This window comes from Streptomyces sp. NPDC051020, from assembly GCF_040683105.1.
GTDB lineage: Bacteria > Actinomycetota > Actinomycetes > Streptomycetales > Streptomycetaceae > Streptomyces.
Genome location: NZ_JBFBCG010000006.1, coordinates 1 through 25,243 on the forward strand (window position 1 = coordinate 1; position 25,243 = coordinate 25,243).

Here is a 25,243-nt window from a genome sequence, read left to right on the forward strand (position 1 = left end):
GCGGCCGCGCGCCCCCGCCCCCCCCGCGCGCGGGGCGCCCGCCCCCCCCGCCCCCCCCCCCGGCGGCGGGGCGCCCGCCCCCCCAGCCGCCGCGGCCGCCGCTTCCAGCTCGGCCGGCCGACGCCACCCGTGCTCGCCGCGCGCCCTCAGCCAGGCCGTCGTCTCCTGCGGCGGCATCGCGGCAGCCACCAGCCATCCCTGCACCGCGTCGCAGCGCAGGTCCCGCAGCCGCTCCCACGTCTCGTCGTCCTCGACGCCCTCGGCGACGACCAGCAGGCCCAGCGAGTGGGCCAGATCGATCGTGCAGCGGACGATCTCCGCGTCCTCGTGGTCGACGGCCAGCCGGGCCACGAACGACCGGTCGATCTTCAGCTCGCTGACCGGCAGCCGGCGCAGGTGGACCAACGAGGAGTACCCCGTACCGAAGTCGTCGAGCGACATCTTCACGCCGTGCCCGGTCAGCCCGGCCAGCGTGTCCGCGGCGCGCTGCGGGTCCTCGAGCAGTACGTGTTCCGTGATTTCCAGCTGCAGGGAGCCGGGAGGAACGCCGTGCCGGGCGAGCCGGGCCGCGACGCCGCCCGCGAAGCCGGGGGTGTGGACGTCGCGCGGGGAGACGTTGACCGCGACGGGGACGAACAGCCCCTGTGCCCGCCACCGGGCGACCTGTGCCAGCGCCGTCTCCAGCACGTACTCGGTGAGATGCGGCATCAGACCCGACGACTCGGCGATGGCGATGAACTCGTCCGGAGGGACCCGCCCGCGCTCCGGATGCACCCAGCGCACCAGTGCCTCGAGTCCGGCCACCTGCCCGTCGAAGCGGACCTTCGGCTGGTAGTGGAGCTCCACCTCTCCGGCGTCCAGGGCACGCCGCAGGTCACCGAGGAGACCGAGCCGGTCCGGGGTGTTGCTGTCCCGCTTCGACTCGTACACCTCGACGCCCGTACGGTCCCGCTTGGCCTGGTACATCGCCACATCGGCGCGCCTGAGCAGCCCATCCGCGTCCAGTGCGTGCTCGGGGTAGACGGCGACACCGGCACTGGCCTCCAGCACCAGGGTGAGTCCGTCGAGGTCCAGCGGTGAGGAGAGCTCGGCGACCAGATGGCGGGCGACGCGCTGGGCGCTGGTGGTGGAGTCCGCGGTCGGGAGCAGTACGGCGAACTCGTCGCCGCCGAGCCGCGCGGCCTCCGCTCCGCGCGGCAGGGCCAGCCGGAGCCGTTCCGCTATCTGCAGCAGCAGCCGGTCCCCCGCCAGATGACCGAGGGTGTCGTTGACGGCCCGGAACCGGTCGAGGTCGATCAGGACGAGGGCGGATCTGGCGCCGGTGCTCTCGGCGTCCTCCAGAGCCGTCCAGGTGCGCTCCAGCATCCACTGCCGGTTGGGCAGTCCGGTCAGCGGGTCCCGCAGCTGCTCCTCGGCTCTGGCCCGGGCGATCCAGAGGGTGGAGTCCAGGGCGATCAGCGGGACTGCGAAGAGCGGCAGCAGAACGGGGGTGGTCATCGCGACGACACAGATCAGCGGGGCGATGCCGAACAGGGCGACCACGACGAGTCCCTGCCGCAGCAGGGCCGTGCGCGCGATGGTCGGCAGCCCGCCGCCCTGAGTTGCCCGCGCGTACCACAGGAGGACCCGGGTGACGAGGAGATAGGTGGCGGCGGAGAGGAGGACTTCCGGGACTGCGTGAATGCCCCAGTCGAGTGGCTGCCAGGGCGACTCGACGGTCTGCACCTCACCGAACGCGGCGAGGACCAGCGCCGCCGCCCCTATCCCCAGGATGTCCACCGCCCCGTGCAGCAGCCCCTGCGACCAGCGGTGTCTTCGTGCGACGCCGACGAGGACGACGACGACCATGCTGACGAGTCCGGCGGACACCCAGCCGTAGAGCAGCAGGACGGCCAGGGTGAGGGCGGCGCCTGATCCGGTCCCGCCCCACCAGCGGTCGCGCCCGAGGGCCACCAGATGGCCGACGATGATTCCGGTGAGGACGGCGAGCGACCAGCCGGCCTCGCCGTCCGGGAAGAGCGCGTGCCCGTCGCTCACGCTCTGGTAGAAACCGGTCCCGAGCTGGACAGTGGCGATCGCCATGACGACGGCACCCACTTTGGGGGCGAGGCCGACGAAACCTTGCAGCCGCGACACCGGTGCGGCGCTCTCGGTCGGTTTCATTCCGTCCCTCTCACAGCCGGCGGTGCCGATGTCACCTGTTGTCCCGCTCCCATGCCACCACGGCCCCACGACGGTCATGCAGCCGGGGCACGGCAGGCGCACCTCTCAACAGTAGGCCGCGAAACCCCCTACGGGCAGCGCTCTACAGCTCTTGCCCGAATGCGATCCGACCATCCGTCAGCGCCGGTTATGCGCCGAACGGGTGAACCCTGACGTCCCGACCGCGCCTCTTGCCCGGACGGGCCCGTTCCATATCACGTCCGGGCCCGTCCCGAACACCGTCCGGCGCCACCGCGGCCCGCTACTCCTCAACCGGTTCGGCGACAGGTACAGCCGCCGCGCGCGCCGCTTCCGGCCCCTCTTCGAGCAGCACGGCGAAGCCCGCCCCGTCCAGAACCGGAACCTTCAGCTGCATGGCCTTGTCGTATTTCGAGCCCGGGTTGTCGCCGACCACAACGAAGGAGGTCTTCTTGGAAACCGAACCGGTGACCTTGGCTCCTCGGCTCTGCAGGGCGTCTTTCGCACCGTCCCTGGTGTGGTCGGCCAACGTGCCGGTGACGACGACGGTGAGGCCTTCGAGCGGCCGGGGCCCCTCGTCCCCGCCCGCGGCCTCATCCGCCATCCGGACCCCGGCCTCCCGCCACTTGCGCAGGATCTCCCGGTGCCAGTCCTCCGCGAACCACTGGGTGACCGAGGCGGCGATGATGGGTCCGACCCCGTCGGCGTCGGCCAGTTCCTGCTCGGTGGCCGCCTCGATGCGCTCCATCGAACGGAACTGACGGGCCAGCTCCGCGGCCGCGACCGGGCCCACATGACGGATCGACAGACCGGTGAGAATCCGGGCCAGGGGAGCCTCCTTGGCGGCAGCGACGGATTCCAGCATCGCCACGGCGTTCTTCTTCGGCTCGCCGTGCTGATTGGCGAAGACCAGGGCGGTCTTCTCCTCGCCGGTCCTCGGGTCGCGCTTGGGCAGTCCGCTGTCCATGTCGAGCACATAGGCCCGGATCGGCAGCAGCTGCTCGATGGTCAGTCCGAAAAGATCGCCCTCGTCGCTCATCGGCGGTTCCACAGGCTCCAGCGGCCTGGTCAGAGCGGCCGCGGCAACGTAGCCGAAGTGATCGATGTCCAGGCACTTGCGGCTCGCGAGGTAGGCGACGCGCTCCCGCAACTGGGCCGGGCAGGAGCGCGCGTTGGGACAGCGGACGTCGATGTCGGCCTCCTTCATGGGCCGCAGCTCCGTCCCGCACTCGGGGCAGTGGGTCGGCATCACGAACGCCCGCTCGGTGCCATTGCGCAGATCGACGACCGGGCCGAGGATCTCCGGGATCACATCGCCCGCTTTGCGGATCACCACCGTGTCGCCGATGAGGACGCCCTTTTCCTTCACCACGTTCTGGTTGTGCAGCGTGGCGAACTCGACCTCGGAGCCCGCCACCTCGACCGGCTCGACCTGCGCATACGGAGTGACCCGGCCGGTGCGTCCGACGCCGACCCGGATGTTCACCAGCTTGGTGTTCACCTCCTCCGGCGGGTACTTCCAGGCGATCGCCCAGCGCGGGGCGCGCGAGGTGGAGCCCAGCCGGCCCTGGAGCGCGATCTCGTCGACCTTGACGACGACGCCGTCGATCTCGTGCTCCACGGAGTGCCGGTTCTCGCCGAAGTGCGCGATGAACTCCCGTACACCGTCGAGGGAGTCGACGACCTTGTTGTGTCCGGCAGTGGGCAGGCCCCACTCGTGCAACAGCTCGTAGGCGTGTGAGAGACGGTCGATCCCGAAGCCCTCACGGGCACCGATGCCGTGCACCACCATGTGCAGCGGGCGGCCCGCGGTCACCTTCGGGTCCTTCTGGCGCAGCGAACCCGCCGCCGCGTTGCGCGGGTTGGCGAACGGCTTGTCGTCGGCCGCCACCAGCCGGGCGTTCAGCGCCTCGAATGCCTCCATCGGGAAGAAGACCTCGCCGCGGATCTCGACCAGCTCCGGGATCCGGTCGCCCTTCAGCCGGTGCGGGATCTCGGCGATCGTGCGGACGTTGGGGGTGATGTCCTCTCCGGTGCGGCCGTCCCCACGGGTCGCCGCGCGGGTCAGCACCCCTCGTTCGTAGGTGAGGTTGACCGCGAGGCCGTCCACCTTGAGCTCGCACAGGAAGTGGTAGCCGGTCGTGCCGATGTCCTTGGCGACGCGCTCGGCCCAGACCGCCAGCCCCTCGTCGTCGAAGGCGTTGTCCAGGGAGAGCATCCGCTCGCGGTGCTCGACCGAGGTGAACTCCGTCCGGTACGGCCCCGCGACCTTCTGGGTCGGCGACTCGGGCGTACGCAGCTGCGGATACTCGTCCTCCAGCTCCTGCAGCGAGCGCATCAGCCGGTCGAACCCGGCGTCGCTGACGACCGGCTGGTCATTCACGTAGTAGCGGAAGCGGTGCTCCTCGATCTGCTCGGCGAGGAGCGCATGCCGCCCCTGTACCTCCGCGGGCACTTCCGAATGCTGTCCGCCGGCCATCGTCTCGTCCTCCCGTTACCCGATACCCGTTACTCAGGGTTGTCTGCGAGCGATCTCGCGGCCCGGGCGCAATGGGCGAGCGCGGCGCGCGCGTACGCGGGCGACGCACCCGCGAGGCCGCACGACGGGGTGATCACCAACGACTCGGCGAGAGTCCCCGGATTCAGTCCCAGCCTGCGCCACAGCGTCCTGACACCCATGACGCTACCGCCCGGGTCCGACAATGCGTCCGAAGCCGGGTCGGCGCCGGGCACCACACCGAGGAAGAGCTGGGTCCCGCCCTCGACCGCTTCCCCGATCGCCTCCTCCTCACGCTCGGTGAGCAAGGAGAAGTCGAACGAGATGCCGTCGGCCCCGGCGCGCCGGAGCAGCGCGAACGGTACGTCGGGCGCGCAGGTATGGACGACCGTGGCGCCGTCCCCGTTCGCCGCCAGCACCTCGCGGAGCGTGCCCTCCACCACCTGCCGGTCCACGGTCCGGTAGGTGCGGTATCCGCTCGCCGTCCGGATCTGTCCGCGGAGCACACCGGTCAGGGACGGCTCGTCGAGCTGCAGGATCACCTGCGCGCCGGGCACCCTGCGCCGTACGTCGGCGAGGTGGTTCCGCAGCCCCTCCGTCAGGGAGCCCGCCAGATCGCGGCAGGCGCCCGGGTCGCCGAGCGCTGCCTCGCCGCCCCGGCGCTCCAGCGCGGCGGCCAGCGTCCAGGGGCCGACGGCCTGGACCTTGAGCGGTCCTTCGTACCCCTGGGTGAACTCCTCCAGGGCGTCGAGGTCCTCGCCGAGCCAGGAGCGGGCCCGGCGGGTGTCGCGGCCCGGCCGGTCACTGATCCGCCAGCCACTCGGCTCGACGTGGCCGTACATGTCGACGAGCAGCCCGATGGTCCGCCCGATCATGTCCGCGCCGGGCCCGCGTGCGGGCAGTTCCGGCAGATACGGCAGCCCCTCGCCGTCCCCGAAGGACCCGGTGACGGTCTTCGCCGCCTCCCGCGCGTCTCCCCCGGGCATCGACCCGATCCCGGTGGCGCGGCATCCGCTGAACTTGCTTTTCTCGCTCACGCGGGAAGCCTACGGTCCCGGTCGCCGGGCCCGTCGCGGGGCGGGCCCGGCAGAGCGCTTGCCCGGCCCCTGCCCGGGTCCCGGTCCGGCCGCGATCCTGGTCCCGGTCAGCGCCCAGGGCGGACTGTCAGGTCATTGACCTCGGCGTCCCGCGGCAGATCGAGTGCCATAAGCAGCGTGGTGGCCACGGACTCCGGGTCGATGAACCGGGAGGCGTCGTACTCCTTGCCCTCCTGCCGGTGGACCTTGGCCTGCATGGGGCTGGCGGTGCGCCCGGGGTAGACGGAGGTCACCCGTACCCCGTTCTCGTGCTCCTCGTGGCGCAGCGAGTCGGCGAGCGCCTTCAGGCCGTGCTTGCTCGCGGCGTACGCACCCCACTCCGCGTGCGCGCTGAGCCCGGCGCCCGAGTTCACGAAGACGACATGGCCCTGGGCGACCCGCAGCTGCGGCAGGAAGAGCCGGGTCAGCTCGGCGGGGGCGACCAGGTTGGCGTTGAGCTGGAAGTGCCATGCCTTGGGCGTGAGATCGCCGACCCGGCCGAGCTCCACGACGCCGGCGATGTGCAGCAGCGAGTCGAGCCGCTCCGGCAGCGACTGCTGGGCGAACGCCCAGGAGAGCCGGTCCGGGTTGCCGAGGTCGCCGACGAGCGTGCGGGCGCCGGGGTGCAGCGCGGCAAGCTCCTTGGCGCGACCGGCGTCCCGGGCCAGCAGCACGAGCTCGTCGCCCCGCTCCAGAAGACGGCGTGCGACGGCCGCGCCGATGCCGGAGCCTGCGCCGGTGATGAGATGAGTGGACATGGCCCCATGGTCGCATCCGCCGATGGGCCTACCGCAGGCCGGACCACTCCTCCAGGTACGCCAGGGCCCCGACCCCGTCCTTCGCGAAGAACACCAGATCGGCGAGCGGAATCGGCAGGAAGCCCTCGTCCTCCATGCGCTGGAACTGCTGGCGCAGCCCGTCGTAGAAGCCCGCCGTGTTGAGCAGGACCACCGGCTTGTCGTGCTTTCCGTGCTTCTTCAGCTCCAGGATCTCGGTCGCCTCGTCGAGCGTCCCGGTACCTCCCACCATGATCACAATCGCGTCTGCCTTCTCCAGAAGCAGCGCCTTGCGCTCGGCGAGATCGCGCGCGATCACCATCTCGTCGGCGTTGGTACGCGCCTTCGCGGCCAGGAAGTCGACCGACACCCCGACCAGCCGTCCGCCCGATTCCTGCACGCCGTCGGCGACGACCTTCATCAGCCCGCTCTCCGACCCTCCCCAGACCAGTGTGTGCCCGCCCTTGCCGAGCAGTTCGGCGAATTCGCGGGCGGGCTGGGTGTAGCGGTCGTCGAGGTCGGCGGCGGAGAGGAAGACGCAGATGTTCATGGATGCACCGTATGCGACGCCACTGACACTCCACGGAGCCGGGGAAGAAAACGGCGGACGGAGCGGCTGCACCTGACATGACTTCCACTCCAGGACACCGCATCACCGTCGAGCCAGGCACCGAGCACGTGCGCGTGGTGCGCGACGGACAGCTGCTCGCCGAGAGCCGCCGTCCGCTCGTACTGCGCGAGACGGGCTGTCCGGTGCGCTACTACCTGCCGCCGGCCGACGTCCGTACGGAACTGCTGACGGCGTCGGACACCCACACCCACTGTCCGTTCAAGGGAGATGCCTCCTACTGGTCACTGCCGGACGCGGCCGATCTCGTCTGGGCCTATCCGGACCCGAAGCCCGAAGTCGCCGCGATCAAGGACCACTTCTGCTTCTACGACACCGAGACGGTATCCGACTGACCGTCAGGCGCTGCTCTCACGTGCCGAATTGAAAATTCCCACACGTTCCCGGCCGGAGAGATGAGTTCGGCGATGCTGCGGAGTCACTCCCGCGCGTGTTCGCCAGGGGTCAGCCCTGGCCGACCGCTGCTTCGGTGCGCCGCACCGTCGTCGCGATCGTCGCCGAGCCGACCACCCGCGTCCCGTCGTACAGCACCACCGCCTGGCCCGGGGCCACGCCCCGTACCGCCTCGGCGAAGGTGACGTTCAGTGTGCCGTCCACGAGCTCGGCGGTCACCTCGGTCTCACCTCCGTGGGCGCGGAGCTGGGCGGTGTAGGTGCCGGGGCCGACCGGGGCGGTGCCGCACCAGCGGGGCTTGATGGCGGTCAGCGCGGTGACGTCGAGCGCCTCGACCGGGCCGACCGTCACCGTGTTGTTCACCGGGGAGATGTCCAGGACGTAGCGCGGCTTGCCGTCGGGGGCCGGGTGGCCGATGCGCAGGCCCTTGCGCTGGCCGATGGTGAAGCCGAAGGCGCCCTCGTGGGTGCCGACCTTCGTACCCGACTCGTCGACGATGTCGCCCTCGGCCGTGCCGAGCCGGCTCGCCAGGAAGCCCTGGGTGTCGCCGTCGGCGATGAAGCAGATGTCGTGACTGTCGGGCTTCTTCGCGACGGCCAGGCCGCGGGCCTCCGCCTCGGCGCGGATCTCCTCCTTGGTGGTGAGGGTGTCGCCGAGCGGGAACATGGCGTGGGCGAGCTGCTTCTCGTCCAGGACGCCGAGGACGTACGACTGGTCCTTGGCCATGTCCGAGGCGCGGTGGAGCTCACGGCTGCCGTCCGCGTTCAGCACGACCGTGGCGTAGTGGCCGGTGCAGACGGCGTCGAAGCCGAGGGCGAGCGCCTTGTCGAGCAGCGCCGCGAACTTGATCTTCTCGTTGCAGCGCAGGCACGGGTTGGGGGTGCGGCCCGCCTCGTACTCGGCGATGAAGTCCTCGACCACGTCCTCGCGGAAGCGTTCCGCCAGGTCCCAGACGTAGAACGGGATGCCGATGACGTCCGCGGCGCGGCGGGCATCGCGGGAGTCCTCGATGGTGCAACAGCCGCGCGCTCCGGTACGGAACGACTGCGGGTTCGCGGAGAGGGCGAGGTGCACACCGGTCACGTCGTGGCCCGCCTCGGCGGCGCGGGCCGCTGCGACGGCGGAGTCGACACCGCCCGACATGGCGGCGAGCACCCGGAGGGGGCGCGGGGAAGTCTGATTCATAGCTCCTCCAGGGTACGGGTCGCCGGGAACCGAACGCTCGCGGATATGCGTTGTCGATCACATGGGGACCAAGGGGACGGCGGGTGCCAAGGGCTCCGCAGGGGCGACGTCGGGGCACGGCATCAGCCGGCGCGGGCTGCTGATCGGCGCTGCCGTCACGGCCGTGGGCACGGCGGCGCTGGCGCGGACGAAGCTGGAGCACGCCTGGTGGCGACTGCCGGGAGTCGACAAACCCCGGAAGCCGGGTGAGCTGGATTACGCCCGGGCGGAGTGGATAGCGGCCTCCCCGGCGAACTGGCGGCGGGCAGACCGCCCCGCCGACTACGACATCGACCGGGTCGTCATCCATGTCACTCAGGGCAGCTACCGCAGCGCGGTCAAGGTCTTCCAGAGCCCGGACCACGGGGCGGCGGCGCACTACGTGGTGCGCCGGGACGGCCATGTGGCGCAGATGATCCGCGAGCTGGATGTGGCGTTCCACGCCGGGAACAGGTCGTACAACGAGCGCAGTGTCGGCATCGAGCACGAGGGGTTCGTGGACCGGCCGCAGGACTTCACGGCGGCGATGTACGCGTCGTCGGCGCGGCTGACGGCCGCGATATGCGGGCGGTACGGGATTCCGGTGGACCGCGAGCACATCATCGGGCATGTGGAGGTGCCGGGCACGGACCACACCGATCCCGGTCCGCACTGGGACTGGGACCGGTATCTCAAGCTGGTACGGGCAGCGGCTGCCGGCCCGACGAGGGGCCCCGGGGGCCCGAGACCCCAGAAGGTGTCCGGCGGATGAGGGCCCGACAGCCCTTACGGCCTCCCCCACGACAGGGAGTGGATCAGCGAGCGGCGTCGCGCGGCTTCGACGGCAAGGCGGAGGACGGAGCCGACGCGAAGGGGGCCCCTCCCATGCCCTTGAGGCCATGGGGGAGTCGGCGACCGACGACAACGCCGCAAGCACAGTCGCAGGGCGTCCGGGGCCCACACCTTGTCGCGGCGGAGGCCGTCAGCTGAGCCCCGCCGTCCTGGCGCGCTCGACCGCCGGCCCGATCGCCCGTGCCACGTCCTCGACGTCCTGCTTGGTCGACGTGTGACCGAGCGAGAACCGCAGCGTGCCGCGGGCCAGGTCCGGATCCGTGCCGGTGGCCAGCAGCACATGGCTGGGCTGGGCGATGCCCGCCGTGCAGGCGGAGCCGGTGGAGCATTCGATGCCCTGGGCGTCCAGCAGCAGCAGGAGGGAGTCGCCCTCGCAGCCGGGGAAGGTGAAGTGGGCGTTGGCCGGGAGCCGGCCGCCGGGGGCGGGGTCGCCGCCGAGGATGGCGTCGGGGACTGCGGCCAGCACGGCCGCGACCAGTTCGTCACGGAGCCCGCCGATCTCGCGGGCGAACTCCTCGCGCCGTTCGGCGGCGAGCCGTCCGGCCACCGCGAACGCGGCGACGGCGGGCACGTCGAGGGTCCCGGAGCGCACATGCCGCTCCTGGCCGCCGCCGTGCAGCACGGGTACGGGGGTGTGTTCGCGGCCGAGCAGCAGCGCGCCGATGCCGAACGGGCCGCCGATCTTGTGCGCACTGACGGTCATCGCGGCCAGCCCCGAGCCGGCGAAGTCGACGTCCAGCTGGCCGAAGGCCTGGACCGCGTCGGCATGCATCGGCACGTCGAACTCGTCGGCCACGGCCGCCAGTTCACGTACCGGCATGATGGTGCCGATCTCGTTGTTGGCCCACATCACGGTGACCAGCGCGACATCGTCGGGATTGCGCACGATCGCCTCGCGCAGTGCGTCCGGGTGGACGCGCCCGTACGTGTCGACGGGGAGGTATTCGACGGTCGCGCCCTCGTGTTCGGCGAGCCAGTCGACGGCGTCCAGCACCGCGTGGTGCTCGACCGGGCTGGCCAGCACCCGGGTGCGGCGGGGGTCGGCGTCGCGGCGGGCCCAGTACAGGCCCTTCACGGCGAGGTTGTCGGCCTCGGTGCCTCCGGAGGTGAAGACCACCTCGCTGGGGCGTGCGCCGAGGGCATCGGCGAGGGTCTCTCTCGACTCCTCGACGGTACGGCGGGCCCGGCGCCCGGCGGCGTGCAGTGAGGACGCGTTGCCGGTGACGGCGAGCTGGGCGGTCATCGCCTCGATCGCTTCCGGAAGCATCGGCGTGGTCGCGGCGTGGTCGAGGTAAGCCATGGTGGGCTCGATTCTACGAGCCCGCGGCGGGGCGTACGGCGGGCGCATCGTGCCCCGGCACCCGCGCACGGCCGGGTGCGATCTTCCTCGCCCCGTTCCCGGGCCCGTCCGGGCAGGGAGGGCGTCGGGCTCCGCGCCCGGTTCAGCCGGCGAAGTCCCGGGCGACGAGGCCGTTGCCGGTGCCGAGGAGGGGCCGCTCGGCCCCGGTGACTCCGCCGGTACGCGCGGTGGGGCGCGCCGTGTCGTTTTGGCGACATGTCGCAAGCACGGCACGGAAAAGGCTGGTGCGGCCGATCAGTGGGGCCCCAGTCTTGGGCCGCACCGCGTGTCCATTTCCTTGCCTCCTGGAAAGGTTCCGATGCACAGACGGTATCGCTCTGCCGCCGTACTGGCGGCAGGAGTCCTCATCGCCACCCTGGCCCCCACCTCCTCCGGCGCGAGCGCCGCCCCGGCGCCCGCCTCCGTCGGCGCGAACTCCGCCGGCCGCCCCCAGGTCAGCTCCGTCACGCTCGTGACCGGTGACCGGGTGCGGCTGGAGACCTTCCCCGGCGGCCGGAAGGCCATCTCCGTCGAGCCGGCCTCGGGCGCTTCGCAGGCCGACTTCACCCAGCTGGAGATCGACAAGCAGCTGTACGTGCTGCCCCGCGCCGCGCTCCCGTACATCGCCTCCGGCAAACTGGACCGGCAGCTGTTCAACATCACCTCCCTGGTCAAGCAGGGGTACGACGACGCCCACACTTCCGCCATCCCGCTGATCGCCCGCTACACCGGCGGCACGAACCCCACGTCCAAGGGGGCGCCCACCGGTTCGCGCAAGGGCCTGGTCATCAAGAGCCTGCGCGGCTCGGCGCTGAAGGCGGACAAGAGGCAGGCCGGGCGCTTCTGGAAGGCCATCGACGACGACGCGCTCGCCAAGAGCGGCGCCGAGGGCGGCGCGAAGAACGCTTCCGAGAACTCTTCTTTCAAGAACGCGGCCTTCGAGGGCGGCGTCGAGAAGCTGTGGCTGGACGCGAAGGTCCACGCCTCCCTCGATCGCAGCACCGCGCAGATCGGTGCGCCCGAGGCGTGGAAGGCCGGCTACGACGGACACGGCGCGACCGTCGCCGTCCTGGACACCGGCGTCGACGCCACCCACCCCGACCTGGCCGGGAAACTCGGCGAAGTACGCAACTTCACCGACGAACCCACCGCGAACGACGGCCACGGCCACGGCACCCACGTCGCCTCCACCATCGCCGGCAGCGGCACCGCCTCGGGCGGCTCGCGCAAGGGCGTGGCACCGGGGGCACGGCTGCTGATCGGCAAGGTGCTCGACGACAACGGCTCCGGCTCGTACTCCGCCATCATGGGCGGCATGGACTGGGCCGCCCACTCAGGCGCCGACATCGTCAGCATGAGCCTGGGCGGCCAGCCCACCGACGGCACGGACGTACTCAGCCTCGTCCTCGACGGCCTCAGCGAGGAGACCGGCACCCTCTTCGTCGTCGCGGCGGGCAACGCGGGCTCCGACTACTCGGTGGGCTCCCCGGGCGCCGCGGCGAGCGCGCTGACCGTGGGCGCCGTCGACCGCGACGACAAGCTGGCCCCCTTCTCCAGCCGCGGCCCGCGCGTCGGGGACAACGGCGTCAAGCCCGACCTCACCGCCCCCGGCGTCGGCATCGTCGCCGCCCGCGCGGCCGGCACGTCCATGGGCAACCCGGTGGACGCGGCCTACACCGCCGCATCGGGTACGTCCATGGCGACCCCGCACGTGGCGGGCGCGGCAGCGATCCTGGCCGGGCGTCACCCCGACTGGAGCGCCCAGCAGCTCAAGGACGCGTTGATGAGCACGACGCGTACCGCCCCCGACCAGACGGTCTACGAGCAGGGCACCGGCCGGGTGGACGTGGCCCGCTCGGTGCGCCAGCAGGTGCGCGCCACCGGCACCACCACCTTCGGCGCCCTGGCACCGGACTCGGGCCCGCGGCAGGTGAGCGTCACCTACACCAACGACGGCGACGCGCCCGTGTCGCTCACCCTGGGAACCACCTTCGACAAGCTCTACGGCTCCCCGGCCCCGGCAGGCGCCATAGGCACCCCCGCGCAGGTCACCGTGCCCGCCCACGGCACCACCGACGTGACCGTGACCCTCGACGCACCCGCGCTGCCGGAGGGCGTCTACAGCGGTCGCCTCACCGCCACCTCGGCCGACGGTCAGGCCGTCACGCACACCGTTCTCTCCGCGGTGAAGGACCCGGTCACGCACAAGGTCACCGTGCGCGGCATCGACCGCGCCGGGCAGCCGGCGACCATCTTCCCGCTGATCCTGCTGGGCCCCACGGGCCGCTTCGATGTCGTCGAGCAGGTGCCGGCGGGGAAGAGCCTGACGGTGGACATGCCCGAGGGCATGTACTACCTGCACGGCGTCATCTCGCAGTACTCGGAGGACAACGTCACCAACAGCCTGGTGGTCAACCCCCACCTGCGGGTGAGCGGCGCCACGGACCTGGTGCTCGACGCACGCAAGGCGGTCCCCGTGGAGATCCGGACCCCCAAGCGGGCCGAACAGCGGGGCCCGCTGGTCTTCTCCACCCACTGGAAGACCGGCGACCGGGAGTTCGCCAGCTTCTTCACCAGCGGACACAGCGGCGGACAGCTCCTCTACGTCACGCCCACCGAGGAATTCACCGAGGGATCCTTCGAGTTCTCCTCCCGCTGGCAGCTGACCGCACCGATGCTCAGCGCACGCGCGGTCTCCGCCACCGCCGCGGCCGGTGTCCCCGTCCGTCTGCTCCACAACTCCCCCGCTGTGGAAGGCGTGCGGCGCCTGCGGGTGGTGGACGCCGGTCACGGACGCCCCGAGGACTACGCGGCGCTGCGCGCACGGGGCATAGACGTCCGCGGAGCGGCGGTGCTCGTGGAACTGGAGGGGGTGGAGTACGACGAGGCGGTGACCTCGGCCGCCCGAGCCGGAGCCGCGGCCGCCGTCACCACCGCCGGCGGCAACAGGTACGCGTCCGCGACCTGGCAGCCGGTGAGCCGGCGGCTGCCCGCGATCGGGCTGTACGCCTCCCACGCTGCCGCGCAGCGGCTGCGCGCGCCGGGCACCGTGCTGGAGTTGAAGGGGACCCCGGAAAGCCCCTACCTCTATGACGTCGTGCAGCTCTCCGAACAGCGCGTCCCCGAGCACGTGGTCCACAAGGTCGGGCCGGAGAACACGGCCACCGTGGTCTCGCGCTACCCGGACAGGGGCGGGGCACGCTACGTCGCGGAGGACCGGCTGTCCTGGCGTCCGTGGGAGGGGGAAGAGGTGTTCCTCCCCTTCCGCTCCCGGTATGTCCGCACCGGGCAGGCGCGGACGGAGTACCTGAGCGGTCCCGCCGACACCCGGTGGCTGCACTGGGTCAACCCCCGCAACACCTGGGCGATCCAGGCAGCGGGGACCGGCATGTTCGGCCCCCTGCGCACCTACCGGCCCGGTGAGCACGCCACGGAAAGCTGGTACGCCCCCGTGGTGCGCCCGGCGATCCCCCGAGGTGTCGAAGGGCTCGCCCAGCGCAAGGGCGACCGGCTGACCATTGGGATCCCCGAGTTCGCCGACACCGCCTCCGACCACTACGGCTTCGCCCTGCGCCGCCAGGACGCCGACACCCCCTACCCCGACGAGACCCGGGCCGTACTGCGTCGCGACGGCGAGATCCTCGCCGAAGGCCCCCGGGCGTGGGGCGTCTTCCCCGCAGGCGGGGACGACGGCCGCTACCGGTTGGACCTGGACGTGAAGCGCACCGGCCCCGAGGGCACCCTCTCGCGGGCCACCAGCACCCGCTGGTCGTTCACGGCCCCTCGCCCGGCCGAGGGCAAGGAGTCCCTGCTTCCCCTCCTCCAGCTCGACTACGACGTGGCCACCGACCTCCAGGGCTCCGCCCCTGACTCCGGGTCCTTCGCCTTCGGAGTGAGCGCCCGCCACCAGGACGGTCTGACGGGCCGTTCCGTGAAGGGCATGGAGGTGTCCGTCTCGTACGACGACGGCGGGCACTGGCAGGCGGCGAGGGCTTCCGCCCGGGGCGACGGCGCCTACCGTGTCCAGGTCACCCACCCCTCGACTGCCCGCGCCGGCGGGTACGTCACGCTGCGGGTCCGCGCCTGGGACGACGCGGGCAACGAGGTGACGCAGGAGATCGAGCGGGCGTACGCGCTGAGGTAGTACGCGAGATCCGGAAGCCGCGACCGGCCCCGGTCGCGGCTTCCGTGCGTCCTACAACAGCCAGTCGCGCCGCGCCGCCTGCCACACCAGCTGCGTACGCGTCGTCGCGCCCGCCCGCTGCATCAGCGCGGTGATCCGGCGCTGCACCGTGCGGTGGCTGACACCCAGCTGGGTGGCGATCGCCTTGTCCGCGACGCCCGCGACAACCAGGGAGAGCAGATAGCGCTCGTCGTCGGCGAGACTGCCGCCCGGTCCCATTCCGCCGACGAAGTCGGCCAGCTCACCCGCCTCCGTGACGTGCAGCGGGGTCCCCGCCGCCCACTGGATGTCGAACAGGGCGACGAGCGCGTCCAGGAGACTGCTGCTGCGGATGATCGCGGCGGTCGGCTCGCCGCGGGCGCTGGTCGCGTTGCCCGGCACCAGCGGGCAGACGGCGACAGAGCTGTCGACGATGACCATGCGCACGGGGAGTGTGCTGGTGGCACGGGCCACTTCACCGGCGCGGATGCCCTGGGCGACGTTGTCGACCATGCCGGGCTGCTCCAGGCAGGCCCGTTCGTAGATCGCCTCGTAGCGGATGCCCTGAGCGAGCAGCTCGAACTCCTCGTCGTTGTCCTGGGCGCGCAGCGCCACGGGATCGGCCTTGCAGAACCACCGCAGGTCACTGCGGGCCCCGTAGGCGAGTTGGCGCAGCTGCTGACGGATGGCGCCGGCCCCGGTGATCACCTCGACCAGTTGCCCGGCGTCATGGCGCCGGCCGCCCGCCCGGTACTCCTCGGCCAGCTGCTCCACTCCACGCCGCGCCCACTCCAGCGCTTCTTGGCCGCGCGCCAGCAGAGGCTGCAGCGCCACGTCCGGCGGGACGGGTACGTACCGCATGCCGCCACCGCCCGGCAGCCGCCCGACCAGGCCTTTGTCATGCAGGGAGGACAGAAGCGACGCCGCCTCGCGTTCCCGGATGTGGAGCCGTTGGACGATCTCGTCCACGTCCGCACCTCGTACCTCCACCAGGTGGCGGTAGACCCGCTCCTCCGCCGCCCCGATCCCCGCTATCTCCAGCACGCGCCCTCTCCCTCGCCGCAGCCCACCCCGGACGGACGCCCACTGTGCCATCCATGATCGAAATCGAACAGGATGCGGGCGGCCCTGCCGAACGATCAGAAGAGACCGCAGTTTCCGCAAGCCCGAGGCGGGGCGTACGGCGGGCGCGTGGTGTCCCGGGGCCCGGGCACCGCGGCGGCGGGGTCCGCTCCGCCCGGTTCAGCCGCCGAAGTTCCAGGCGACGACGCCGTTTCCGGTGACGAGGAAGGCGAGGACCACGAGGTCGGCGATGGGACGGCCTCGTGCAGTTCGGCCACATCGACGGTCGGCCGCGGGCCGCTCATCCAGCGCACCGGGTCGACCAGGATCCGCCTGCTGGTCAGTTCGGCGGCGGGCCGGTGCGGTTCGGGCAGGGCGGCCATCACCTTGCGCAGCGCGGAGCCGAGCGCCTCGTCGAGGCCGAGCACGGCATGGGCGCCCTCGGCGGCGAGGACGAAGAGGGCGCGCGCCTCGTCGGCAATGAGCCCGGTGACATCGGTACGGAACCCGGGCAGCAGCGCGATGCCGCCGTGCCGCCCGCGCTCGGCGTAGACCGGGACGCCGGAGGCGGAGAGCGCCTCGATGTCCCGGTAGATGGTGCGTACGGAGACTTCGAGGCGCTCGGCGAGCTCGGTGGCGGTCACCAGGCCGCGGGTCTGGAGCAGCAGGAGGATCGAGAGCAGCCGGTCGGATTTCACCTCACCGGCTTCTCCCGTCCGCCACCCCTCCCCGGACGCCGCCAGCCGTCAGGAGCGCGGTGCGCGCGCCAGCTGGCGGGACTGGGCCACCAGGCGGTCGGCGCTGTCCCAGACGTCTGCGTCCTCCTCCAGGAAGCCGCCCGCGAGGTTGCGGGTGGTGATGGAGACGCGCAGCGGGCCGGGGGCGGGGCGGCAGCGGATGTGGGTGGTGAGCTCGATGGTCGGCGTCCAGCCCTTGAGTCCCAGCTCGAACGAGGTCGGCGGCAGCGCGTCGACGGTGAGCAGCAGGGAGTACGGGTCGGCGTCGCGGCCGTCCGCAAGGCTGAACCAGCCGCGCATCTCGCCCTTGCCGGACGGGGCGCCGACGGCCCAGCCCACGGTCGACGGGTCGAGCTTGATGCTGAGCCGCTCGGTGATCGCGGAGCTTCCGGGGATGGGCGCCGGGCCGTCGTCCGGGCCGAAGCACTGCTCGATCGGCGCCATGGCCGGCGGCTTCGCCGACGTACGGATGTCGTCGGAGAGGGAGTCCAGGTCGCCATAAGTGCCGAGGACCCGGATGCGCTCGACCTCGGTGCCGTCCTCCGCGTACTGGAAGAGGGACGCCTGGCCGGTGGAGAGGGTCCGGCCGGTGCGGACAACCTGCGTACGGATCACCGCGGGGCCGGGGACGGACGCGGTGAGGTAGTGCGCGGAGACCGAGAAGGGATCGGAGTGGGGCAGGGCCTCGCCGAGCGCGCGGCCGAGCATGGCCAGCAGATACCCGCCATTGACGGCGCGGATGATCGTCCAGCCCGCGGAGAGCTCGGCGTCGTAGACGCCTTCTTCGCGAAGGGTGACGGCGGTGTCCCTGTCGAACTCGCTGTCACCGATGAGTGCCTGAGCTGCCTGTGCCATGAGATGCACCGTACACCGAACGCATTACTGAGCGGTAGCTTTCCTTGAGTCGCTGATGTGCCGGCCCATCGCGACCAGGGGATGTCCGGTCAGGTGGCCGCGGAGCTCTCCTCCGCCGTGGCCGAGGAACGGTTGTAGGCGCGGGGCGCCCGCCAGTGGAAGCGCATCGCCAGCAGCCGCAGAACAAAAGTGACGATCGCGGCGGTGCCGCTGGTGAAGGCGTTCAGCGCGTCGAAGCGGATACACAGCACGATCATGGTGGCGCCGACGATCGCGGGCACGGCATACAGATCGCGGTCCCAGCGCAGCAACGACGGCGTCTCGTTGGCGAGTACGTCACGCAGCACACCGCCGCCGACCGCGGTGGCCAGGCCCAGGGCAGCCGATGCGGTGAGACCGAGGCCGTAGTCGTATGCCTTGACGGTGCCGGCGACACAGAACAGCCCGAGGCCCGCCGCGTCGAAGACGTTGACGGCGACCTGGATCCGCTCGACGTGCGGATGCAGGAAGAAGACCAGGCCGGCGGCGAGCAGTGGGGTGAGGAAGTAGCCGAGATCGGTGAAGGCGGCGGGCGGGACCGCTCCGATGATCACGTCACGGAACAGCCCCCCGCCCAGCGCTGTCACCTCGGCGAGTACCGCGATGCCGAAGACATCGAAGTTCTTGCGTACGGCGAGCAGTGCGCCGGAGATCGCGAAGACAAAGATTCCGACGATGTCGAGCGCATGCTGGACAGAGGGCGTGAACAGTTCGTTGAGCACCGGGCAATTGTGCCGGTCCTACCCCTTCGGGGTGTCCCCCGCATCCCCGGAGTCCGCCGCGTCCTCCGAATCCGCCGCCTCTTCGGGCTCCTGGGAGACCTTGGTGATCTTGGCCGGGGTCTCCGGTGCAGCAGGCTCCGGCTCCTTCTTCAGCGCCACGATCTCCACCGCGTCCCGCGCCGATTCCAGCACGGTGTCGCCCGGCATCTGGTCCGGCGCGTTCTCCGGGTGATGGCAGGCCACCTGGTGACCGGTCTTCAGGGTCAGCAGCGGAGGGTCCTGCGTCTTGCAGATCTCCGTCGCCTTCCAGCACCGGGTGTGGAAGCGGCAGCCACTCGGCGGTGAGATCGGCGACGGGACGTCGCCCTTGAGCAGGATGCGCTCGCTCTTCGCGCCGCGCCGCCGCGGGTCCGGGACCGGCACCGCCGACAGCAGTGCCCTGGTGTACGGGTGCATCGGCGACTCGTACAGCGAGCTGCGGTCCGCCAGTTCGACGATCTTGCCGAGGTACATCACCGCGATCCGGTCCGAGACATGCCGGATGACCGACAGGTCGTGCGCGATGATCACGTAGGTGAGGCCGAGCTCCTTCTGGAGGTCGTCCATCAGGTTGACCACCTGGGCCTGGACCGAGACGTCCAGCGCGGAGACCGGCTCGTCCGCGACGACCAGCTTCGGCTTGAGCGCGAGCGCACGCGCGATGCCGATGCGCTGGCGCTGGCCGCCGGAGAACTCGTGCGGGTAGCGGTTGTAGTGCTCGGGGTTGAGGCCGACCAACCCCAGCAGCCGCTGGACCTCCTTCTTCACTCCGCCCTCGGGCGCCACGCCCTGGAGCTTGAAGGGGGCGGAGACGATCGAGCCGACCGTGTGCCGTGGGTTCAGCGAGCCGTACGGGTCCTGGAAGATCATCTGCACATCGCGTCGCAGCGGGCGCATGCCCGAGACACCGAGGTGCGTGATGTCCTTGCCCTCGAACTCGACCTTGCCACCGGTCGGTTCGAGCAGCCGGGTGATCAGCCGGCCCATGGTCGACTTGCCGCAGCCGGACTCGCCGACGACGCCGAGAGTCTCCCCGGGCAGTACCTCGAAGTCGATGCCGTCGACGGCCTTGACGGCGCCGGTCTGCCGCTGCAGCAGCCCCTTCTTGATGGGGAAATGCTTGACCAGGCCGGTGACCTTGAGCAGCGGTTCGGGCGAAGAGGTGGCCTGCTCCGGGATCGTCCCCTCTTTATCGAGCACAGTGGGATCCTTCGTCTCGCTCACAGCTTCGGCGCAATCTCTTCGGTCCAGATCCGGGTCCGCTCCTCCTGCGACATGTGGCAGGCCGAGTAGTGGCGGCCGGGTCCGTCCCCGCTCAGCAGCTTCAGTTCCGGACGCTGCGTGCGGGTGATGTTGCCCTTGGGCACATCCGCGTACGAGCAGCGCGGGTGGAAGGCACAGCCGCTGGGGACGTTGATGAGGCTGGGCGGGGAGCCCTTGACCGGGATCAGGCGGTCGGTCTGCTCACGGTCGATGCGGGGCATGGAGCCCAACAGACCCCAGGTGTACGGGTGCTGGGGCTCATAGAAGACCTGCTCGGCGGGACCGCGCTCGATGCAGCGGCCGCCGTACATCACCAGGATGTCGTCGGCCAGCTCGGCGACCACACCCAGGTCGTGGGTGATGATGATGACCGCGGAGCCGAACTCCTTCTGCAGATCCCGGATCAGGTCGAGGATCTGCGCCTGGACGGTCACGTCCAGTGCGGTCGTCGGCTCGTCCGCGATGAGCAGCTCGGGGTTGTTGACCAGCGCCATCGCGATCATCGCGCGCTGGCGCATACCGCCGGAGAACTCGTGCGGGTAGTTGTCGACGCGCTTGCCCGGCTCGGGGATGCCGACCCGGTCGAGGAGCTCGACCGCGCGCTTGCGGGCGGTCTTCTTGTCCACGTCGTTGTGGACCCGGTAGGCCTCCACGATCTGGTGGCCGACCGTGTAGTACGGATGCATCGCGGACAGCGGATCCTGGAAGATCATCGCCATGTCGCGGCCGCGCAGCTTGCGCACGGTGTCCGGGTCGGCGGACAGCAGCTCCTGGCCGTTCAGCCAGATCTCGCCGGATATCCGCGCCTTCTGCCGACCGTACTGACCGACCGTGTGCAGACCCATGATGCCCAGCGAGGTGACCGACTTGCCGGAACCGGACTCGCCCACGATACCGAGGGTTTTGCCCTTCTCCAGCTGGAAGGTCAGGCCGTCGACGGACTTGACCAGACCGTCGTCCGTCGGAAAGTGGATCTTCAGGTCGCGTACGTCGAGGAAGACGTCCGAGTCCGAAGCGCCGGAGACGACGGGTTCGTTGACCGCCCCGGTCTGCTTGATGTCCGTCATGCCAGCCTCACTCGGGGGTCGATCACGGCGTACAGGAGGTCAACGACGAGGTTGGCGAGCACGACAGCGGCCGCGGTGATGAGGGTGACGGAGAGGATCTCCGGGAGGTCGCGGGTGCTGATGGCCTGGAAGGCGAGGTTGCCGAGGCCGGGCAGGTTGAACGCGGTCTCGGTGAGAACGGCGCCGCCCACAAGGGCACCGAGGTCCATGCCGAAGATGGTGAGGATCGGCGTCATGGTGGAGCGCATGGCGTGCTTGCTGAGCACGACCGGCTCCGTCAGGCCCTTGGCCCGGGCGGTACGGATGTAGTCCTCGCCCAGGACCTCCAGCATGGTGGCGCGGGTGAGCCGCGCGTACATCGCCGCGTAGAGGAAGGCCAGGGTGACCCAGGGCAGCACCAACCCGGAGAACCAGTCGCCGAAGCTGTCCGAGATGGGGACGTACTCCCCGTGGATCCAGCCGAGCTGGGTACGGAACACCAGTAGCGCCAGCATGGCGGTGAAGTAGATCGGGAGGGACACACCCGCGAGCGCGGTCATCATCGCGGCGCGGTCGACGACCGTACCCCGCCTCAGAGCCGAGACCACACCGGTGCTCACACCCATGATCAGCCAGAGCGCGGCGGCACCGATGACCATGGAGAGCGTCACGGGCAGCCGGTCGAGCAGGATCGGCCAGATCTCCTGCTCGTTGCGGAAGGAGTAGCCGAAGCAAGGCGCGTTGCAGTGAATGGTGTCGCCACCGCCCACATAGTCGCGGCCGACGAAGATGCCCGAGACGAAGTGCCAGAACTGCACCAGGATCGGGTCACCCAGGCCCAGCTTCTGCCGGATGCCCTCGATCGAGGCCGGGTCCGCCTGCTTGCCGACGAACATCGCGGCAGGGTCACTGCCGGTCAGCTTGGGGATGAGGAAGAAGATGCCGAACGTCACCAGAGTGACGACGAGCAGCATCACGACGACGGCGGTCAGCCGCCTGATGAGATATGCAAGCATGCAGTCGGCCCGGCGGTGGCCGGGGAACCTCGGAAGGTTCCCCGGCCAGCGCGCACGGCCATCACCTGCCCTTCGAGCCTAGCGGCGGGTGCGCCGGTGTAGCTGACAGACGGTCACTTGACTACGCCGAGGGAGGCGTAGTCGTAGCGGCCGTTGTAGGCGTCGGCCGTGTACACGTTCGTCAGGCGCGAGCCGCGCCAGACGATGTTCTTCTCGTGGGTGAAGGGCAGGTAGACCGCGGCCTCCGTGACCTTCGTGTTGATCTGCTTGTAGAGCTCGCCGGCCTTGACCGGGTCGGTTTCCAGCAGCGCCTGGTCGAACAGACCGTTGATGGCCTTGTCGTTCAGCTGCGAGAAGTTGTTGTTACCGCTCTGCAGGATGAAGCGGCCGTCGACCAGCGGCTGCAGGAAGCCCTGACCGGACGGGAAGTCGGCACCCCAGCCCATGATGATGATGCCGTAGCCCTTGTCCTTGACGACCTTGGGCGAGCCGATGATGCCGGAGGACTGCGCACCGTCGTACTGGTCGATCTGCGCGGTGATGCCGACCTTGGCGAGCGACTGCTGGAGCGACTCGGCCGTGGCGATCTCGATCGGCTTGTTGTTGCGGACCGCGATGGTGGTCTTGAAGCCGTTCGGCTGGCCACACTTCTTCAGCGCTTCCTTGGCCTTGACCTCGTCCGGCTTGCCGGAGAGCTTGCCGTACGGGTCGGCCTTCGGGTCAGAGCCCTTGATGGCCGGCGGCAGCATGTTGGTGGCGATGTCACCACCGGCCTGCGGGCCGCCACGGGCGGTCTGCAGGGACTTGGAGTCGGCCGCATAGATGAGGGCCTTGCGGCACTCGATATTGTCGAGCGGCTTGACCGTCTGCGGGAACACCGCGTAGCGGATGAAGCCCGTCTGCGGGTTGTCCGCGTTCTCCTTGTGCTGCTGGAGCACCTTGGCGCGGGCGGCCTGGCCGATACCGGTGGCGTTGAGGTCGAGGTCGTACTCGCCCTCGATCAGCCGGTTGTCCATGTCGTCGGAGTTGGTGGACAGCTTGACCGTGATCTTGTCCGGCAGGGCCTTGCGGATGGTGTCCGTCGCCGTGTCCCAGTTCTCGTTGCGGACGAGGGTGATGGACTTGTTCGGCGTGTACTCCTGCCACTTGTACGGGCCCATGGAGGCGGGCTTCAGACCGTACTTGGCCTTGGTGTCCAGGTCCGCGCGGACCGGAGTGGCCGAGGGCATGGCCAGCATCTGCAGGAAGTCACTGTTGGGCTTCGGCAGCTTGAAGATGATGGTCTGGTCGTCGGGCGTCTCGATGGCCTTCAGACCGAGCTTGTCCGCGGACTTGTCCTTGTAGGGACCCTTGTACTCACCCTTGGGGTCGAGCACCTGCTGGAGGTAGATCGGGCCGCCGGAGATGACGTCCTGCGCCCAGATGCGCTCGATGCCGTACTTCAGGTCCTTGGAGGTGACGGGCTTGCCGTCCTCCCACTTCAGACCCTGCTTCAGCTTGAAGGTGTAGGTCTTGCCGTCGGGCGAGACCTGACCGGCGTCGGTGGCCATGTCCGGCACCAGCTCGGTGCTGGCGGCGCCCGGCTCGGCCTTGAAGGAGATCAGCTGGCGGGTGTAGTAGCGGGCGAAGTCCCACATGAAGCCGTAGTAACCGCGCTGCGGGTCCCACGAGTCGGCGTCCTGGGTGCCGATGAACTTCAGCTCGCCACCCTTCTTGTTGGACGCGTTGGCGACCTTGTTGACCGCGGCGTTGAAGCCCGCGGCCCCGGCCTTGCCTCCGCCGCCGTTGTCGTCCTTGCCTCCGCCACCGCAGGCCGCAGTGCCGAGCAGAGCCGCGACGACGAGGGCCGAGCCCGCGACGAGCCTGCGCCTCGATGAACTGATGGGTGTCACGATCTCGCAACCTCCGTGATTGTGGCGGTCCTTGACGAGGAGTCGCCGGCTTTCGATGGTTTCCTGGCTGATCGGCAGGGGAGGGGTCTTGCAGGTCTTACGGGCGGCCCAAGGCCGGATCAGCGGGCCCCCTTCGGATCGAGCGCGTCCCGCACGCCGTCGCCGAAGAGGTTGAAGGCAAGCACGGTGATGAAGATGGCCAGACCCGGTATCACCATGAACATGGGGTCGGACTCATATGTGTTGACGGCCTTCGAGAGCATCTGGCCCCACGAGGCGGTGGGCGGCTTCACGCCGGCACCGAGGAAGCTGAGCGCGGCCTCCGTGAGGATGTTCGTCGGGATCATCAGGGTGGCGTACACGGTGATCGGCGCGACCAGGTTGGGCAGCAGTTCGCGCCACAGGATGTAGAAGCGTCCGGCGCCCAGGCTGCGGGCCGCCTCCACGTACTCGCGCTCCCTGAGCGAGAGGGCCTGGCCGCGGACGATTCGGCCGACGTACGGCCAGCCGAAGAAGCCGATCACCAGAACCAGCGCTCCGATGCGGACGCTCGAACCCTCCAGGCCGAAAAGCTCGTTGGGGAGCACGGAGACCAGGGCGATGGTGAAGAGCAGCTGCGGGAAGGCGAGCATCACGTCCATGACCCGGCTGATCGCCGCGTCGACCCAGCCGCCGAAGTAGCCCGCGACGATGCCGATGACCGTGCCGAGAGCGACGGCGACCATGGCGGAGAGGAAGGCCACGAGCAGCGAGATGCGTGCGCCGTAGACGATGCGGCTGAACACGTCACGGCCGTTGACGGGCTCGACTCCCAGCAGGAAGTCGGAGCTGATGCCGCCCCAGGAGCCGATCGGGGTGCCGAAGAGCGCGTCGATCTTGTCCTCATGGAACTCGTTCGGCGGATGCCCGAAAGCGCTCACGATCACCGGCGCGAGGAGTGCGACGGCAATGAGGAAGAGCACCACGAATCCACCGGTCAGCGCGAGCTTGTCACGCTTGAGCCGGGTCCAGGCGATCTTCCACGGGGACCGGCCCTCGATTGCCTTCTCGGGGACATCCGCGGCAACATCAACGGCCGCGGTCTCAGCGGCCGTCGTGTCATGCAGTGGTGCCGTCATCGTTGTGGGGACCCCTCTCGGCTCGACCGACTGTGGCCGGCCCGCGCCTGCCGCTGTAGCGGCTTGTTCACATCACAGGTGCAAGTCGCACGAATTGGTGCTGGTGGTACGGAAGTTTGCAGGTGGTGCGAGTGGAACAGTTCAACTGGTCCAAGCAGAAGCTGCAGGTCGCACAGGGCGCCGAACGCTTCTTGTTCCGGGGAGTCTTCAACGCGTCGCGGATCACCCGCCAGCCCTGGTGGGGAATGGATGCGCAACCGTGATGTGACCAGCTAGCTTCCGTTATCCGGACGCCGTGATCGTCCCAGCGAACCAAGTCGGCACTCTTCGCCCAGATCGGACAGGTG

General features: G+C 70.1%; 20 protein-coding genes and 1 pseudogene. 4 read left to right on the forward strand and 17 right to left on the reverse strand.

Annotation, left to right across the window (positions count from 1 at the left end):
* From AB0N06_RS05140 to AB0N06_RS05160, 5 genes are all read right to left on the reverse strand, one after another.
* Window positions 1-2,163: bifunctional diguanylate cyclase/phosphodiesterase (locus AB0N06_RS05140; RefSeq protein ID WP_366133333.1), on the reverse strand; the 2,163-nt coding region annotated here is incomplete at its 3' end.
* A 301-nt stretch (window positions 2,164-2,464) separates the two neighbouring features.
* Window positions 2,465-4,660, reverse strand: coding sequence for an NAD-dependent DNA ligase LigA (gene ligA, locus AB0N06_RS05145; protein WP_366133334.1), 2,196 nt, complete (start codon window positions 4,658-4,660; stop codon window positions 2,465-2,467).
* Between the two features lie 29 nt (window positions 4,661-4,689).
* Complete coding sequence (locus AB0N06_RS05150; RefSeq protein WP_366133335.1) at window positions 4,690-5,715, reverse strand: methionine synthase; 1,026 nt, start codon at window positions 5,713-5,715, stop codon at window positions 4,690-4,692.
* A 107-nt stretch (window positions 5,716-5,822) separates the two neighbouring features.
* Window positions 5,823-6,512: an SDR family oxidoreductase gene (locus AB0N06_RS05155; RefSeq protein WP_366133336.1), complete on the reverse strand. Its 690-nt coding sequence runs from the start codon at window positions 6,510-6,512 to the stop codon at window positions 5,823-5,825.
* 28 nt (window positions 6,513-6,540) lie between these two features.
* Window positions 6,541-7,080, reverse strand: coding sequence for a TIGR00730 family Rossman fold protein (locus AB0N06_RS05160; protein WP_366133337.1), 540 nt, complete (start codon window positions 7,078-7,080; stop codon window positions 6,541-6,543).
* Window positions 7,081-7,157: 77 nt separating this feature from the next.
* Between AB0N06_RS05160 and AB0N06_RS05165 the strand changes: the two genes are divergently transcribed.
* Entirely contained in the window at window positions 7,158-7,493 is a 336-nt protein-coding gene (locus tag AB0N06_RS05165) for a DUF427 domain-containing protein (protein WP_366133338.1), read from the forward strand.
* A 109-nt stretch (window positions 7,494-7,602) separates the two neighbouring features.
* Here the strand turns inward: AB0N06_RS05165 and mnmA are convergent, their stop codons facing one another.
* Window positions 7,603-8,736: a tRNA 2-thiouridine(34) synthase MnmA gene (gene mnmA / locus AB0N06_RS05170; RefSeq protein ID WP_366133339.1), complete on the reverse strand. Its 1,134-nt coding sequence runs from the start codon at window positions 8,734-8,736 to the stop codon at window positions 7,603-7,605.
* 61 nt (window positions 8,737-8,797) lie between these two features.
* Between mnmA and AB0N06_RS05175 the strand changes: the two genes are divergently transcribed.
* Window positions 8,798-9,526, forward strand: coding sequence for an N-acetylmuramoyl-L-alanine amidase (locus AB0N06_RS05175; protein ID WP_366133340.1), 729 nt, complete (start codon window positions 8,798-8,800; stop codon window positions 9,524-9,526).
* A 210-nt stretch (window positions 9,527-9,736) separates the two neighbouring features.
* On the opposite strand, the gene AB0N06_RS05180 is transcribed toward AB0N06_RS05175, so the two are convergent.
* Together AB0N06_RS05180 and AB0N06_RS05185 are read right to left on the reverse strand one after the other, a co-directional pair.
* Entirely contained in the window at window positions 9,737-10,906 is a 1,170-nt protein-coding gene (locus AB0N06_RS05180; RefSeq protein WP_366133341.1) for a cysteine desulfurase family protein, read from the reverse strand.
* A 142-nt stretch (window positions 10,907-11,048) separates the two neighbouring features.
* On the reverse strand, window positions 11,049-11,228 hold the full coding sequence (locus AB0N06_RS05185) for a hypothetical protein (RefSeq protein ID WP_366133342.1): 180 nt from the start codon (window positions 11,226-11,228) through the stop codon (window positions 11,049-11,051).
* 36 nt (window positions 11,229-11,264) lie between these two features.
* Between AB0N06_RS05185 and AB0N06_RS05190 the strand changes: the two genes are divergently transcribed.
* On the forward strand, window positions 11,265-15,089 hold the full coding sequence (locus AB0N06_RS05190; RefSeq protein WP_366133343.1) for a S8 family serine peptidase: 3,825 nt from the start codon (window positions 11,265-11,267) through the stop codon (window positions 15,087-15,089).
* Between the two features lie 51 nt (window positions 15,090-15,140).
* Here AB0N06_RS05190 and AB0N06_RS05195 read toward each other — a convergent pair whose 3' ends face one another.
* From AB0N06_RS05195 to AB0N06_RS05235, 9 genes and pseudogenes are all read right to left on the reverse strand, one after another.
* A complete protein-coding gene (locus AB0N06_RS05195; protein WP_366133344.1) occupies window positions 15,141-16,151 on the reverse strand; it encodes a helix-turn-helix transcriptional regulator in 1,011 nt (336 codons plus the stop codon).
* Window positions 16,152-16,423: 272 nt separating this feature from the next.
* Window positions 16,424-16,867 (reverse strand): annotated as a pseudogene (locus AB0N06_RS05200) (HTH domain-containing protein); the annotation flags it as partial.
* A 48-nt stretch (window positions 16,868-16,915) separates the two neighbouring features.
* Window positions 16,916-17,761: a thioesterase family protein gene (locus tag AB0N06_RS05205; protein ID WP_366133345.1), complete on the reverse strand. Its 846-nt coding sequence runs from the start codon at window positions 17,759-17,761 to the stop codon at window positions 16,916-16,918.
* Window positions 17,762-17,850: 89 nt separating this feature from the next.
* Window positions 17,851-18,522, reverse strand: a complete 672-nt coding sequence (locus AB0N06_RS05210; RefSeq protein WP_366133346.1) for a trimeric intracellular cation channel family protein — start codon at window positions 18,520-18,522, stop codon at window positions 17,851-17,853.
* 18 nt (window positions 18,523-18,540) lie between these two features.
* Complete coding sequence (locus tag AB0N06_RS05215) at window positions 18,541-19,761, reverse strand: dipeptide ABC transporter ATP-binding protein (protein WP_366133347.1); 1,221 nt, start codon at window positions 19,759-19,761, stop codon at window positions 18,541-18,543.
* Window positions 19,762-19,781: 20 nt separating this feature from the next.
* Window positions 19,782-20,891: an ABC transporter ATP-binding protein gene (locus AB0N06_RS05220; RefSeq protein ID WP_366133348.1), complete on the reverse strand. Its 1,110-nt coding sequence runs from the start codon at window positions 20,889-20,891 to the stop codon at window positions 19,782-19,784.
* Window positions 20,888-21,886, reverse strand: coding sequence for an ABC transporter permease (locus AB0N06_RS05225; protein WP_366133349.1), 999 nt, complete (start codon window positions 21,884-21,886; stop codon window positions 20,888-20,890). Before AB0N06_RS05225 ends, AB0N06_RS05220 begins: the two co-directional genes overlap by 4 nt.
* Window positions 21,887-21,999: 113 nt before the next feature.
* Window positions 22,000-23,781, reverse strand: coding sequence for an ABC transporter substrate-binding protein (locus AB0N06_RS05230; protein ID WP_366133460.1), 1,782 nt, complete (start codon window positions 23,779-23,781; stop codon window positions 22,000-22,002).
* Window positions 23,782-23,897: 116 nt separating this feature from the next.
* Window positions 23,898-24,896, reverse strand: coding sequence for an ABC transporter permease (locus tag AB0N06_RS05235; protein ID WP_366133350.1), 999 nt, complete (start codon window positions 24,894-24,896; stop codon window positions 23,898-23,900).
* Between the two features lie 131 nt (window positions 24,897-25,027).
* On the opposite strand from AB0N06_RS05235, the gene AB0N06_RS05240 reads away from it, so the two are divergent.
* On the forward strand, window positions 25,028-25,159 hold the full coding sequence (locus AB0N06_RS05240; protein WP_366133351.1) for a hypothetical protein: 132 nt from the start codon (window positions 25,028-25,030) through the stop codon (window positions 25,157-25,159).
* The last annotated feature ends 84 nt before the right edge of the window (window positions 25,160-25,243 follow it).

Excerpts from the sequence above, each read along its gene's own strand:
- ligA (WP_366133334.1), bottom strand. The coding sequence starts at position 4,660 with ATGGCCGGCGGACAGCATTCGGAAGTGCCCGCGGAGGTACAGGGGCGG.
- AB0N06_RS05155 (WP_366133336.1), bottom strand. The coding sequence starts at position 6,512 with ATGTCCACTCATCTCATCACCGGCGCAGGCTCCGGCATCGGCGCGGCC.
- AB0N06_RS05160 (WP_366133337.1), bottom strand. The coding sequence starts at position 7,080 with ATGAACATCTGCGTCTTCCTCTCCGCCGCCGACCTCGACGACCGCTAC.
- AB0N06_RS05165 (WP_366133338.1), top strand. The coding sequence starts at position 7,158 with ATGACTTCCACTCCAGGACACCGCATCACCGTCGAGCCAGGCACCGAG.
- mnmA (WP_366133339.1), bottom strand. The coding sequence starts at position 8,736 with ATGAATCAGACTTCCCCGCGCCCCCTCCGGGTGCTCGCCGCCATGTCG.
- AB0N06_RS05175 (WP_366133340.1), top strand. The coding sequence starts at position 8,798 with ATGGGGACCAAGGGGACGGCGGGTGCCAAGGGCTCCGCAGGGGCGACG.
- AB0N06_RS05180 (WP_366133341.1), bottom strand. The coding sequence starts at position 10,906 with ATGGCTTACCTCGACCACGCCGCGACCACGCCGATGCTTCCGGAAGCG.
- AB0N06_RS05190 (WP_366133343.1), top strand. The coding sequence starts at position 11,265 with ATGCACAGACGGTATCGCTCTGCCGCCGTACTGGCGGCAGGAGTCCTC.
- AB0N06_RS05205 (WP_366133345.1), bottom strand. The coding sequence starts at position 17,761 with ATGGCACAGGCAGCTCAGGCACTCATCGGTGACAGCGAGTTCGACAGG.
- AB0N06_RS05220 (WP_366133348.1), bottom strand. The coding sequence starts at position 20,891 with ATGACGGACATCAAGCAGACCGGGGCGGTCAACGAACCCGTCGTCTCC.
- AB0N06_RS05225 (WP_366133349.1), bottom strand. The coding sequence starts at position 21,886 with ATGCTTGCATATCTCATCAGGCGGCTGACCGCCGTCGTCGTGATGCTG.
- AB0N06_RS05235 (WP_366133350.1), bottom strand. The coding sequence starts at position 24,896 with ATGACGGCACCACTGCATGACACGACGGCCGCTGAGACCGCGGCCGTT.